The following is a 13,100-nucleotide window of genomic DNA, read 5'->3' as shown; positions in this document are numbered from 1 at the left end:
AACGAACACGAGAGCCTGAGGAGGCTTGCATCATGGAAAACCAAGGACATCGAGAATTCGGACGGCGCGGCCCCCGGCAGCGTCAGGGCGAGGACTTCGATCCTCGTCAGCGACTCCGCCGCGGCGGACGGCACGGACACGGTCCCGACTTCGGGCCGGGCTTCGGCCCAGGTTTCGGGCCGGGCTTCGGACCGCACTTCGGTCGCGGTCGCGGTCGCGGCGGTCGTGGCCGGCGCGGCGACGTGCGGGCGGCGGTCTTGCTGCTGCTCACCGAGCGGCCGATGCACGGCTATGAACTCATCCAGCAGATCCGCGAGCGCAGCGACGACGTCTGGCGTCCGAGCCCGGGGTCGATCTACCCCGCGCTGGCACAGCTGGAAGACGAGGGCCTGGTCCTCATCGAAAAGGTCGCCGGTCGCAAGACGGCTCAGCTGACCGAAACGGGCACCACCTACGTCACCGAACACAAGGACGAGCTGGGCGACCCGTGGGCAGACGTCAAGGAAGACGTCGGCGCGCAGGCCATCGACCTGCGGGAACTCGTCGGTCAGCTGATGGGCGCGGTCGCGCAGGTCGCGGCGGCGGGAACCCCTGCTCAGGCGGCCAAGGCGGCGGAGCTGCTCACCGAGACGAGGAAGTCGCTGTACCGAATCCTGGCCGAAGACGAGACCCCTGAAAAGTAACGGGGTGTGAAACACCGCGCTGGAGCGCGCATTTGGGGCGGGTTCAGTAGATCATTGTGAGATGCGACAGTTTCGGGGTTTGTGGGTTTGGGGATTTTCACACTTGGGTAGGGGGATGCTGGTCGCCGCACTTGCTGTAGTAGCACTGCTCGGCACCGGTGCGGCGCAGGCCGCGCCGTCCGGTTACCGCTCGCCCGAGATCCCCACCCAGCCCGGCCCGCCGCAATCCGATCACCTCGGCGCGGCAGCCTATCTGAAGAACCATACGAACGTGGTCCCGTTGCGCACCAACGACTTCGGCTGCAAGCCGAGCGCCGCCCACCCGCGGCCCGTTGTCCTCGCGCACGGTACCGACTCCAGCGCCTACTCGGACTACTCGGCCATCGCGCCACAGATCGCCGCCGCCGGTTTCTGCGTCTTCGCGCTCAACTACGGCGGCAGCCCGGGGGCCGACAGCTACGGCACCGAAGACGTGGTGCTCAGCTCGTACCAGATCGGCGAGTTCGTCGATCAGGTGCTCGCCGCGACCGGCGCGACCCAGGTCGACCTGGTCGGCTTCTCGCAGGGGGCCACGGTTACCCGGTTCTACATCAACAAGCTCGGCGGCGCGCCGAAGGTCGGCCAGTGGGTCGGCCTCGCGTCGCCGAGTTACGGCGGGGTCATGTACGGACTGGTGCCGATCGTGCAGGCGGTGCCCGGCGGATTGCAGGCCTTCGCGCGAGTGGCCTCGCTCGCCGCGGTGCAGCAGGCGCAGGGTTCGGCGGTCATGACCGAGCTCAACGCGGGCGGCGACACCGTGCCCGGCCCGAAGTACACGACGATCGGCAGCAAGGTCGACGAGATGATCCAGCCGAACAGCAACATCTCGCTGCGCGGCCCGGGCGCGGAGAACATCTCGCTGCAGGATCGCTGCGCCGTCGACCTGACCGGCCACTTCCACATGGTGTACGACCCGTTCGTGCAGCAGCTGTTGCTGAACGTGCTGGATCCGAGCACCCCGGCGCCGGTCTGCCGTCCGGTCATGCTCGGCACCGGTATTCCCGAAGTGATCATCGCCGGTAACTTCTAGGGCGGCCGGACGGGGGACAGCTCACCCCGCCCGACCGCATTGGAGTTCTACCAGCTTCGGGCTGGTGGATCGGGGACATTCGGTCGTCTCACTAGAATGAGACGACCGTGTTCGTCCGCTTCCGGGAGTTTGCCGTGACCATTCAGCCTGTTCGCCTGTTCGGCGATCCCATTCTGCGTGCCCGCGCGGCGGAGGTCACCGAATTCGACCGGGAACTGCAGCAGCTGGTGACCGACCTGACCGACACCATGCACGACGATGGTGGCGTCGGCATGGCCGCACCGCAGATCGGAGTGGGGTTGCGTGTTTTCGTGTACGACACTCATGACGCCGCGGGGCATCTGGTGAACCCGCAGTGGGAAGTGGTCGGCGACGAAGAGCAAGTCGGGCCCGAGGGGTGCCTATCGATTCCGGGGGTGCGCTACGACACGCGGCGCGCGCTGCGGGTGCGGGCGACCGGCGTCGACATGCACGGTGCGCCGGTCGAATTCACCGCCGACGGACTGCTCGCCCGCTGCGTGCAGCACGAGACCGATCATCTCGACGGTGTGCTGTTCATCGATCGGCTGGACCCCGCCGCGCGCAAGGACGCGATGCGGACCATTCGCGAATCCGATTGGTTCAGCGCGGGCGTGACGGCGCGGCCGTCGCGGTCGGTGACCGGAACGGGCCAGGCCGGTCCGTTCGGGCGGGGTCGCTGATGCGCATCGTCTTCGCGGGCACACCGGACCCAGCTGTGCCGTCGCTGCGGCGGTTGATCGAGTCCGATCGCCATGAGGTGATCGCGGTGGTGACCAGGCCTGATGCCGTCGCCGGTCGTGGGCGCAAGGTGACGAGGTCGCCGGTCGGGTTGTTGGCCGATGAGCACGGGATTCCGGTGCTGACGCCGCGGCGACCGTCCGAACCCGAATTCATCGAGCAGCTCACCGCGCTGGCACTCGACTGCTGCCCGGTCGTCGCTTACGGCGCGCTGCTGCCGCAGCGGGTGCTCGACATCCCCCGATTCGGCTGGATCAACCTGCACTTCTCGCTGCTCCCCGCCTGGCGCGGCGCCGCACCCGTGCAGGCCGCGATCGACGCGGGTGACGAGATCACCGGCGCGTCCACCTTCCAGATCGAGGCCGGGCTCGACACCGGTCCGGTATTCGGCATGGTGACCGAGAAGATCGCCGTCACCGACACCGCGGGCGGACTGCTCGACCGGCTCGCCATCAGCGGCGCCCAGCTCCTCGAAGCGACCCTCGACGGTGTGGAAGACAGTTCCCTGCAAGCGGTTCCGCAGGCCACCGAGGGCATCTCGCACGCCCCCAAGATCACCGCCGATGCCGCGCACATCCGCTGGGACCTGCCCGCACTCGCCATCGGCCGCCGTATCCGGGCCGTCACCCCGGCCCCCGGCGCATGGACCGAAGTCGACGGCAATCGCCTGAAACTCGGCCCTGTCGAACTGGTCGAGGAATCCCTGCCGCCACGGACCATCGAGGTCCGCAAATCCGGCGTCTATGTAGGCACCGCAACCACCGCGATCCGCCTGGATCAGGTTCAGCCGCAAGGCAAACGCATGATGGCGGCCCTCGACTGGGCCCGCGGCGCGCGATTGCAGCCAGGCGCGGTGGTCGAGTGACGATCCTCGATCGTCCCGACCGTAAGACCCTGGCACGGCGGAGGGCAGTTCGCGGTCATTCCGCTATTCCCTTGTCCCGGAGCTCTTTTGCGGCCGGGCGCGGTGGCGTGACGCTCGTCGATCGTCCGACCGGTGGGCCCCAAGCGCGGCCAAAGTTGGCCCGCAGTCTTTATATCCGTGGCGATGCGCCGCGACCTCAACGAGAGCGGTGGAGCATGACAGCACGGTGCAGGATTTCGCTATTCGACCGGGCTGTCGACGCCGGTTTCCAGCGGGACGCGGTGGTCGGATGACATCCCCGGAACGCAAGTGCGGCAACGAGTCTCGCGACTCGGGTCGGCCACGCGGCGATCGGCCGAGTGGTACCGAAGCCGGGCGGGCCGCTCGAACCAGCGGTGCCCGCTCGGGAGACTCCGCGCGGCAGCCCACTGCACGGAGCGATGACTCTCGCGGTCGGAGCGACGCGGCAGGCGGCGCAGGTCGCGGTCAGTCCGGCGGCGCGAAACAGCGTCCCGCGCAGGCGAAGCGGCCTCGCCCCGACGAATCGAGCGGTGACCGCCCGGCTCGTCGCACAGCGTCGTCGAATTCGAGCGGTACCCGTTCGGAGTCCGGACGTGGTGGGTCGGCGCAGGGGCGTTCGCGCTCGGCCGATGCAGCGGGACGGCCGGCCGCAGCGAAACGTGGTGGTGGACCGAAGGATCGAGGAGCGGCCTCGGGTGGTCGTCCCGGCGCGAGCGATCCGGTCGACGCTCCCCGGCTCGTCGCGCGCGACGTGTTGCGGGCGGTGCGGGAGCGTGACGCATACGCGAATCTCGTGCTGCCAGGGTTGCTTCGGGAGCGGCGGATCACCGGGCGGGATGCGGCGTTGGCGACCGAGCTCACGTATGGGGCGTGCCGTTCGCGAGGCCTGCTCGATGCGGTGATCGAAGCTGGGGCGGGACGGCCGATCGGGGAGATCGATGGGCCGCTGCTGGATGTGTTGCGGCTCGGGGCTTATCAGCTGCTGCGGACCCGGATCGGGGCGCACGCGGCAGTGGATACCTCGGTGGCTTTGGCGCGTGCCGAATTCGGCGCGGGCAAGGCGGGATTCGTGAACGCGGTGCTGCGGCGCGCGGGGGAGAAGACCGTCGAGGAATGGGTGGAGCAGCTCGCGCCGCAGGATCCGGTGGGCCGGTTGGCCTTCGAGTTCGCGCATCCGGTGTGGATCGCGCAGGCCTTCGCTGACGCGCTCGGCGCGCGGGCGGGGGAGTTGCGTGACGCGTTGGCCGCCGATGACGCGCGCCCCGCGGTGCATCTGGTCGCCCGGCCCGGTGAAATCACCGCCGAGGAATTGGCGCTGGTCACCGGCGGCGAAGAGGGCCGCTGGTCCCCTTACGCGGTCTATCTGGACGGCGGCGACCCCGGGAAACTCGAGCCGGTCCGCGAGGGCATGGCGGGCGTGCAGGACGAAGGCAGTCAACTCGTCGCGCTCGCACTGACCCGCGCGCCGCTCAATGGCCCGGACGGCGGCCGCTGGCTGGACCTGTGCGCCGGACCGGGCGGTAAGGCCGCCCTGCTCGGCGCCCTCGCCGCGATCGACGGCTTCCGCGTCGACGCGGTCGAGCCCGCCGAACATCGTGCCGAACTGGTCCGCAAGTCCGTGCACGGCCTGCCCGTCGACATCCACGTCACCGACGGCCGCGACAGCGGACTGACCCCCGGCTACGACCGCATCCTGGTCGACGCACCGTGCACCGGCCTCGGCGCACTCCGCCGCCGCCCCGAGGCCCGCTGGCGCCGCACCCCCGCCGACGTCGGCCAACTGGCCACCCTGCAACGCGAATTGCTCACCGCCGCATGGGATCTACTCCGCCCCGGCGGCGTCCTGCTCTACTCCACCTGCTCCCCCCACCTGTCGGAAACCGTAGGAGTCGTAGCCGACGCGGTCCGCCGCCTCGGCGCCGAACAACTCGACACCCGAGACCTCCTCCCCGGTGTCACCGACGTAGGTGACGGCCCCACCGCCCAACTCTGGCCCCACCGCCACGGCACCGACGCCATGTTCATGGCCGCCCTCCGCAAGCCCTGACCCGCTAGCCCCGCCGCGCACGGTTTCGTAGGCCGCGCACGATTGGGCTAGCAATTTCGTGCGCGGCTGCATGGGATATGCGCGCCGTCAGGAGACGTGGGCGGTAGCCGGGCCGGGGGTGAACTGCGGGGTGGCGCTTCGTGCTGCGCTCGGTTTCGCCCGGCGCGCACGAATCGGTTGGCGATTTCGTGCGCGGCGGCGTGAAACGTGCGCGGCCCGCATGGATGTGCGCGCCGTCAGGAGACGTGCGCGGCGACTAGGTGGCAGGTCTGGATCGAGGGGGAACTGGTGCTGGTGGCTTCTCGATCGATGCCGGCACCAGTTCCTCCTGATCGGCCGTCCATCTGGCTGATTCCATTCGTCCAAGCGTGGGTGCCGGTCGTCCGGCAGACTGGCGTTTATGGCACTGACGTGGGAAGACGTGGTCAAGCTTGCGAGTGAGCTGCCGGGTGTCGAGGAATCGACGTGGTGGCGTAGTCCGGCGTTGAAGGTGGGTGGGAAGGGGTTCGGGCGGCTGCGGATCGAGGCGGAAGGGGGGTTGGCGCTGGTGTGCGATCTCACCGAGAAGGAGGCGCTGCTGGCCTCCGGTGATCCGGCGTTCTATACGACCCCGCACTACGACGGGCACGGGTTCATCCTCATCGATCTGGACCGGGTTGCCCGGGAACAGCTTCGCGAATTGCTCGACGACGCATGGTGGCTCACCGCCCCGCCGAAGGTGCGCGCGCAGCGTGAGTTCCCGTCGAATTGAGCGCGCCTACTCCCGGCTGGACTGCTCCCGCAGTCGCGCAAGGGTTTTCGCGAGGATGCGCGAGACGTGCATCTGCGAGATACCCATCTGCTGAGCGATCTGCGTCTGCGTCATCGATTCGAAGAACCGCATCGTGAGGATCCGCCGCTCCCGCTCGGGCAGCCCGGCCAGCAGCGGCCGGATCGCGACATACTCTTCGACACGGTCGAATTGGGTCTCTTCCTCGCCGAGGGTGTCCAGCAGCGAGGCGTCGGTGTCGCGGCCGAGGGTGGCCGCGTCGATGGAGCTCGGCTGGTAGGCGTTGCCCGCGATGACGGCCTGGGTCACCTCGTCCGGGTCGACGTCGAGCTCGGCGGCGATCTCCTTGGCGGTCGGTGACCGGCCGAGGCGCTGAGAGAGCGCATCGATCGCCGCGCCGATCCGCAGATGGGTCTCCTTGACCCGCCGCGGCACCCGCATGGCCCAGGTGTTGTCGCGGAAGTAGCGGCGGACCTCGCCCATGATGGTCGGCACCGCGAAAGACAGGAAGTTCGAACCACGCTCGACATCGAATCGATCGACCGCGTGCACCAGCCCGACCCGGGCCACCTGGGTGAGATCGTCGAACGGCTCACCGCGCCCGCTGAATTTGCGCGCGATGTGATCGGCCAACGGGATGCAGCGGCTGATCAGTTCGGCGCGAATCGCGGTGTGCCGCGCGGTCCCCGGCTTGGCCGCGCCGAGCTGTTCGAAGAGCAACCCGACGTCGTCGTAGCTGGCGACGGTCTTTACGGCTTCGAGGGTTTCGGTTTCCTCGGCAGCGTCCTCGGTGGTGACGGCTTCCGCTTCGTCGGCGGGGCTTTCCGCCTCATCGGTGACGGTATCGGCATTGTCGTCGCGATCGGAGTCGAACACGGTGTCCTCGTCCGCCACTACGCTTTCCCCCGGACCCGACGGAACTCGACCGTCGTCGGATATCCGGAAACCGTCGAATCGAACGAATCCTGTGTCGCCTGTACCTCATCGGTGAGCGTGCGCAGCACATGCCAGCCGAAGCTGCGCTGATCCGGTAAGCCCGCCTTGGCAGCGATCCCGCTGACGCGGACCAGCAATTCGGTCTCGCCCACGGTGAATCGACAGTTCAAGCTGGTGTCGGGTCCGGCGACAGCGATCAGCGTCGAGCAGACCTCATCGACGGCCAGCCGGATGTCGGCCACCTCGTCCAGCGTGAAATCGCTTAGTAGGACCAGAGTTTCGGCGAGCCCACGAACGATGGGCAGCTGTGTGACCGATGCGGCCACCCGAATCTCCACCGGGGTGCTGTACAGCCCCTGTTCCGCCGAAATGTTGATCACCCTCATCAGGCTACCCACTCGCGCGCTGGACAACCCTCACTACCGATAGACTGCGACGTTGTGTCCACCCCGACTTACGCGCGTCCGGCCGTCCCGATGATCGCCCCCTCCATCCTGTCCGCCGACTTCGCCCACCTCGCTGACGAGGCACAAGCGGTCGCCGGCGCCGACTGGCTACACGTCGATGTGATGGACGCGCACTTCGTGCCGAACCTGACCCTGGGACTCCCGGTGGTGGAGAGCCTGCTGAAGGCGACCGACATTCCCCTTGACTGCCACCTGATGATCGATGACCCGGGCCGCTGGGCGCCGCCGTACGCCGAGGCGGGCGCGCACAATGTGACCTTCCACGCGGAGGCGACGGACGATCCGGTCGCGGTGGCCCGCGATATTCGCGCGGCGGGCGCCAAGGCCGGACTCTCGGTGAAGCCGAACACACCGATCGAGCCGTACCTGGAGATTCTGCGTTCGTTCGACACGCTGCTGGTGATGAGCGTCGAGCCCGGTTTCGGCGGACAGTCGTTCATCGCCGAGGTGCTGGACAAGGCGCGCACGGTGCGCAGGCTGGTCGACGCGGGCGAGCTGCGGCTGCTGGTGGAGATCGATGGCGGCATCAACACCGACACCATCGAGGCCGCCGCGGAGGCGGGCATCGACTGCTTCGTCGCCGGGTCCGCGGTGTACAACACGGCCGATCCTGGCGCGGCCGTCGAGGCGCTGCGCAGGCAAGCCGCCGCGCTGCGAACGGTCTGATCCGCGAAATCGCTTAGAGCGCGCGGACTTTGCGGGTGCCGACGGCGCGGGTCGCCTCGATCACCGCGTTGAGCGGCGGCCGCGTGGTCGCCGTCTCGGGCGGGCGAATCCAGGTGCGATAGCCGGTGTGCTCGTCGTCCGGTGAGGGCAACACGACCTGGCTGCCGGTGCAGGCGACCGTGGCGTACATCCGGAACAGCTCGGCGGAGACCGCGGCGCTCAGGGTGTCCGGACGGTACGGCCCGGTCAGGAAGGTCCAGCGCTTGGCGCGCGGATGATCGACGACCGGTCCCGCGATCGCGGCCTGTTCGAGCCGCTGCTGCACCCGCTCGCCGAGATCGGCGGGCATGGTGATCGCACCGTAATGTGCGCCGATATGCAGCAGAATGCGACGCGAGGTGGGATCGATCGAGGCGGGCAGGTGCAATTCGCGCCGGTACTGCACGCAGCGAACTTCCAGCGTCGAATAGAGACGAGTGGTCACGCCGCGCCCCCAACTGTGTCGAACTTGATTTGACCCACTGTGGTTTTCTGACTTCCTCGAGTGGTGGACAATCCCTGGGTCGAACTTCCTGGGTTCGCACGGGGCGTCACCAGGTCGAACGGTTCAGCATCGAACTGCTCGGATCGGAAGTTGAACGGTAGGAATCAGCTACATAACAATATTGCTGCTATTTCGGTCACGGCGCAAGCAAACGTTAAAAGTGTGTTGCAAGTGGGTATGCCCAGGATTCGCGGGTTGCTAGAGGTGCGCAAAACGCAACCATGCGGTATCAATAATGCGATCAAACAATTATCGTCGACATCAAATGTGCGATATATCCGCATGCTCGAACTTAATTAAGCATTAATTCGTTATTGGCCGTTTGGTCAGGCGGGTGTCGCCCGGCCAGCGGTCTGATTCCCTCGGCGGTTGCCGGGATGAGGTCCGATGGTTCCGGGGGTGGAACCGTGCTGTCGGCTACGACGAGCCGTCGTTAAGCTGGGTCCAGCGGCACCGGCGGGCGGGAATACCCGCCGCGGCCGGGCTGTTCCGCAACCGGGGACTACGACGCGACAGGGAGTCATGGCATGTTCACAGGCATCGTCGAGGAACTGGGCGAAATCGTCGGTACCGAGCGGCTGGCCGACGCCGCCCGGCTGACGATCCGGGGCGCGCTGGTGACCTCCGATGCCGGGCACGGGGATTCGATCGCGGTGAACGGCGTGTGCCTGACCGTCGTCGAGGTGGTGGGAGGCGATTCGTTCACCGTCGACGTGATGCAGGAGACGCTGAACCGGTCCAGCATCGGCAAGCTGGACACCGGCTCGAAGGTCAACCTGGAACGCGCGGCCGCGCTGAACAGCAGGCTCGGCGGACACCTCGTGCAGGGCCACGTCGACGGCACCGGCACCGTGCTCTCCCGCACCCCCTCGGAGAACTGGGAGGTCGTGCGTATCTCGCTGCCGGATTCGATCGCTCGCTACGTGGTGGAGAAGGGCTCGATCACCGTCGACGGCATCTCGCTCACCGTCTCCGGTCTCGGCGTCGCCGACGAGCCCGCGGAGGCGGACAGCAAGGACTGGTTCGAGGTCTCACTCATCCCCACCACGCTTGCCCTGACGAATCTCGGCTTTGCCACCGTCGGCACGACGGTCAATCTGGAGGTAGACGTCATCGCCAAGTACGTCGAACGATTGCAGCAGCGCGGGTGAACGGCCGGGCGGTCAACATCCGCGAGCCAGGCCGTAGTGTAGGGGCGGACCTAATTCGAGATGGAGCACAACAGACGTGACCAGGTTCGACACCATCGAGCGCGCAGTCGCCGACATCGCCGCCGGTAAGGCGGTTGTCGTCGTCGACGACGAGGACCGCGAGAACGAGGGCGACCTCATCTTCGCGGCGGAGAAGGCCACCCCGGAGCTGGTGGCCTTCATGATTCGCTACACCTCCGGTTACATCTGTGTGCCGCTTACCGGTGACGACTGCGACCGGCTCGGCCTGCCGCCGATGTACGCGATGAACCAGGACAAGCACGGCACCGCCTACACCGTGTCGGTCGACGCCCGCGAGGGCATCACGACCGGCATCTCCGGCGCCGACCGCGCCACCACCATGCGGCTGCTCTCCTCCGACGAGGCGAAGGCCGACGACTTCACCCGGCCCGGGCACGTGGTGCCGTTGCGCGCGAAGGACGGCGGCGTGCTGCGCCGTCCCGGCCACACCGAGGCCGCGGTCGACCTGTCCCGGATGGCCGGGCTGCGGCCGGCGGGCGTGATCTGCGAGATCGTCAGCCAGAAGGACGAGGGCCACATGGCCCGCACCGAGGAGCTGCGCGTCTTCGCCGACGAGCACAACCTCGCGCTGATCTCCATCGCCGACATGATCGCCTGGCGGCGTCGGCACGAGAAGCACGTGATCCGGGTCGCCGAGGCGCGGATCCCCACGGCGCACGGCGAATTCATGGCCGTCGGTTACCAGAGCATCTACGACGAGGTCGAGCACGTCGCGCTGGTGCGCGGCGATCTCGCCGACGGCGAGGATGTGCTGGTGCGGGTGCATTCGGAGTGCCTCACCGGTGACGTGTTCGGCTCGCTGCGCTGCGACTGCGGTCCGCAGCTGGACGCCGCGCTGGAAATGGTGGCCGAGGAAGGCCGCGGCGTGGTGCTCTACATGCGCGGGCACGAAGGCCGCGGCATCGGCCTGATGCACAAGCTGCAGGCCTACCAGTTGCAGGACTCCGGCCACGACACGGTCGACGCGAACCTGGAGCTCGGGCTGCCCGCCGACGCGCGGGACTACGGCACCGGCGCCCAGATCCTGGTGGACCTCGGGATTCGTTCGATGCGGCTGCTCACCAACAATCCGGCCAAGCGGGTCGGCCTGGACGGGTACGGGCTGAAGATCACCGACCGGGTGCCGATGCCGTTGCGCGCCAACGCCGAAAACCTGCGGTACCTGCGGACCAAGCGCGACCGGATGGGCCACGACCTGATCGGGCTCGACGACATCGATCTCGGCGAGACCGCCCGCTAATTCACGGAGAGGCAGAACATCGATGAGCGGTACCGGCGTACCGACTTTCGCGCTCGCGGATGCCAAGGACCTGAAACTCGGCATCGTCGCGTCGCGCTGGCACACCACGATCTGCGACACCCTGGTGGCGAACGCCGAGCAGGTGGCCAAGGACGCCGGAGTCGTGCACGTCACCGTCGTCCGCTGCGCGGGCGCGATGGAACTGCCGGTGGTAGCTCAGGAGCTGGCCCGCTCGCACGACGCGGTGGTCGCGCTCGGCGTCGTGATCCGTGGTGGCACACCGCATTTCGAGTACGTCTGTGACGCGGTGACCGCCGGGCTCACCCGGGTGTCGCTGGACGCGGGCAAGCCCGTCGCGAACGGGGTGCTCACCACCAACGACGAGGAGCAGGCGCTGGACCGCGCCGGGCTGCCGGGTTCCGCCGAGAACAAGGGTGAACAGGCCTGTGCCGCGGCACTCGATGCCGCCCTCACGCTGCGCTCGCTGCGGCAGTCCGTCTAGTGAGCGGCCGAGTCTCTTTTGCCGCGCCGTGCTCAGATCCTGCTGTGCACAGCGCGTGCGGAGGGGCCAGTAGCTGATGCCGGTCACTCGCATTTTCCGTAGGAACGTTGAACCCATTGTGGGGCAGGGTGATACGTCCGAGTGGGAGCTCGAGGTGCGCCCGCGTCGTGCGGTGCGCACCGCACGGATCGTTGCCGCGGTGATCGCCGTTGCGTTTCTCGCGGGCGGCATCTGGCTGCGCACCGGCTCGACCGGGGTGAACTTCCGGGTAGCCGATCAGGTTGCCATGATCGGGATCGGGCTGCTTATCGCCGCCGCTGTTCTGCTGCTCACCCGGCCGCGGGTGCGGGTCGGCGCGAACGGTGTCTCGGTGCGGAACATCCTGGGCGACAGTGACTTCCCGTGGAATACCGTGCGCGGCGTGACTTTCCCGGACAAGAAGGCGTGGGCTCGCCTCGAGCTCGTCAACGACGACTACGTCCCGATGCTCGCCATTCGATCCAACGACAAGGAACACGCCGCCGAGGCGATGGACAAGCTCCGCGAACTCGGCGCGAAGTACACCGCCGAACAGTAGCGATCGAGGCCGCCACTGCGCGCCGGTGATCAGTCGGACGTGTGTGACTGCATCGGAAGCCGGAGTTGTTTCCAGGGGGCGCGGCCCACGGATGACGGAGTGGCGGCACCTTCGACACGAGTCGCGTGTCGGGCGTTCATGCACAGATAGGACCCGGACGGCCCGTTAGCCTGCACGTATGCAGACCGGTGCGTTCGTCCTTGCGGCGGCCTTCGCCGAGGATCCGCTGATGACATACTTCTGGCCGCGGCCGGCCATGCGGGAGCACGCGCTGCCGCTCTTCTGGGACTCGCGGATCGCCTCGCGAGCCGATACCGGCATGGTCGATTCCGCGTGCGACGAGGACGGGAAAATTGTCAGCGTCGCACTGTGGGAGCCCGCAGGCATCGTCTCCTCGATCGCCAAACCGTTCAGCCTGTTCCGAGCGCTCAAGGGTCACCTCCCGCGCGCCCTCGCGGCATCACGCCAAATGGAAGACGTCCGCCCCGACACCCCACACCTCTACCTGGCGGCCGTCGGCACCCGCCCCGATTCCCAACGGCAGGGCTTCGCCTCATCCTTACTCGAGCAACGCCTCGCCAGCTCCGTCGAGCCCTGCTTCGTCGTCTGCAACTCCCGCGCGGCCCTACCGTTCTACCAACGCTTCGGCTTCGTCCAGCAGGGCGAACTCACCATCGACCACGGCCCCGTCGTCTACCCGATGCTCCTATCCCGCTGACCCTG

General features: G+C 67.8%; 14 protein-coding genes and 1 pseudogene. 12 read left to right on the top strand and 3 right to left on the bottom strand.

All coding sequences use genetic code 11. The features are described 5' to 3' along the window. Window positions 1-32: 32 nt before the first annotated feature. From ACQPW1_RS33350 to ACQPW1_RS33325, 6 genes and pseudogenes are all read left to right on the top strand, one after another. Complete coding sequence (locus ACQPW1_RS33350) at window positions 33-683, top strand: PadR family transcriptional regulator (protein WP_433655918.1); 651 nt, start codon at window positions 33-35, stop codon at window positions 681-683. Between the two features lie 115 nt (window positions 684-798). Then, on the top strand, window positions 799-1,752 hold the full coding sequence (locus tag ACQPW1_RS33345; protein WP_433665401.1) for an esterase/lipase family protein: 954 nt from the start codon (window positions 799-801) through the stop codon (window positions 1,750-1,752). 134 nt (window positions 1,753-1,886) lie between these two features. Beyond that, window positions 1,887-2,453, top strand: a complete 567-nt coding sequence (gene def / locus ACQPW1_RS33340) for a peptide deformylase (protein WP_433655916.1) — start codon at window positions 1,887-1,889, stop codon at window positions 2,451-2,453. Further along, window positions 2,453-3,376, top strand: a complete 924-nt coding sequence (gene fmt, locus ACQPW1_RS33335) for a methionyl-tRNA formyltransferase (RefSeq protein ID WP_433655914.1) — start codon at window positions 2,453-2,455, stop codon at window positions 3,374-3,376. The genes def and fmt overlap by 1 nt, the downstream gene beginning before the upstream one ends. 673 nt (window positions 3,377-4,049) lie before the next feature. Continuing rightward, window positions 4,050-5,444, top strand: a pseudogene (locus tag ACQPW1_RS33330) (RsmB/NOP family class I SAM-dependent RNA methyltransferase); the annotation flags it as partial. 400 nt (window positions 5,445-5,844) lie between these two features. Beyond that, window positions 5,845-6,195 carry an MmcQ/YjbR family DNA-binding protein gene (locus ACQPW1_RS33325; RefSeq protein ID WP_433655912.1) on the top strand — a complete coding sequence of 117 codons (351 nt, stop codon included), beginning with the start codon at window positions 5,845-5,847 and terminating at the stop codon, window positions 6,193-6,195. A gap of 6 nt (window positions 6,196-6,201) precedes the next feature. On the opposite strand, the gene ACQPW1_RS33320 is transcribed toward ACQPW1_RS33325, so the two are convergent. Both ACQPW1_RS33320 and ACQPW1_RS33315 read right to left on the bottom strand, forming a co-directional pair. Then, window positions 6,202-7,107, bottom strand: a complete 906-nt coding sequence (locus tag ACQPW1_RS33320) for an RNA polymerase sigma factor SigF (RefSeq protein ID WP_433655910.1) — start codon at window positions 7,105-7,107, stop codon at window positions 6,202-6,204. Then, window positions 7,107-7,529 carry an ATP-binding protein gene (locus tag ACQPW1_RS33315; RefSeq protein ID WP_357392013.1) on the bottom strand — a complete coding sequence of 141 codons (423 nt, stop codon included), beginning with the start codon at window positions 7,527-7,529 and terminating at the stop codon, window positions 7,107-7,109. The genes ACQPW1_RS33320 and ACQPW1_RS33315 overlap by 1 nt, the downstream gene beginning before the upstream one ends. A 96-nt stretch (window positions 7,530-7,625) precedes the next feature. Between ACQPW1_RS33315 and rpe the strand changes: the two genes are divergently transcribed. Beyond that, window positions 7,626-8,282, top strand: a complete 657-nt coding sequence (rpe, locus tag ACQPW1_RS33310; protein ID WP_433665400.1) for a ribulose-phosphate 3-epimerase — start codon at window positions 7,626-7,628, stop codon at window positions 8,280-8,282. Window positions 8,283-8,295: 13 nt separating this feature from the next. Here rpe and ACQPW1_RS33305 read toward each other — a convergent pair whose 3' ends face one another. After that, window positions 8,296-8,766, bottom strand: a complete 471-nt coding sequence (locus ACQPW1_RS33305) for a hypothetical protein (protein WP_433655908.1) — start codon at window positions 8,764-8,766, stop codon at window positions 8,296-8,298. A gap of 587 nt (window positions 8,767-9,353) precedes the next feature. Between ACQPW1_RS33305 and ACQPW1_RS33300 the strand changes: the two genes are divergently transcribed. The 5 genes from ACQPW1_RS33300 (at window position 9,354) to ACQPW1_RS33280 (ending at window position 13,095) form a co-directional block, all read left to right on the top strand. After that, window positions 9,354-9,977: a riboflavin synthase gene (locus ACQPW1_RS33300; RefSeq protein ID WP_433655906.1), complete on the top strand. Its 624-nt coding sequence runs from the start codon at window positions 9,354-9,356 to the stop codon at window positions 9,975-9,977. Between the two features lie 76 nt (window positions 9,978-10,053). Next, entirely contained in the window at window positions 10,054-11,298 is a 1,245-nt protein-coding gene (locus tag ACQPW1_RS33295) for a bifunctional 3,4-dihydroxy-2-butanone-4-phosphate synthase/GTP cyclohydrolase II (protein ID WP_433655904.1), read from the top strand. A 22-nt stretch (window positions 11,299-11,320) separates the two neighbouring features. After that, window positions 11,321-11,800 (top strand): 6,7-dimethyl-8-ribityllumazine synthase, encoded by a 480-nt coding sequence (ribH, locus tag ACQPW1_RS33290; protein ID WP_433655902.1) that lies wholly within the window; start codon window positions 11,321-11,323, stop codon window positions 11,798-11,800. 154 nt (window positions 11,801-11,954) lie between these two features. Next, window positions 11,955-12,377 (top strand): PH domain-containing protein, encoded by a 423-nt coding sequence (locus tag ACQPW1_RS33285; RefSeq protein WP_433655900.1) that lies wholly within the window; start codon window positions 11,955-11,957, stop codon window positions 12,375-12,377. Between the two features lie 178 nt (window positions 12,378-12,555). Next, window positions 12,556-13,095, top strand: coding sequence for a GNAT family N-acetyltransferase (locus ACQPW1_RS33280; RefSeq protein WP_433655898.1), 540 nt, complete (start codon window positions 12,556-12,558; stop codon window positions 13,093-13,095). Window positions 13,096-13,100 lie beyond the last annotated feature (5 nt).

It is taken from the genome of Nocardia sp. CA-128927, assembly GCF_050955855.1.
In the GTDB taxonomy this organism is placed as follows: domain Bacteria; phylum Actinomycetota; class Actinomycetes; order Mycobacteriales; family Mycobacteriaceae; genus Nocardia.
Note: the sequence above shows the minus strand (reverse complement) of the source record. Positions and strands in the feature narration are given on the sequence as shown.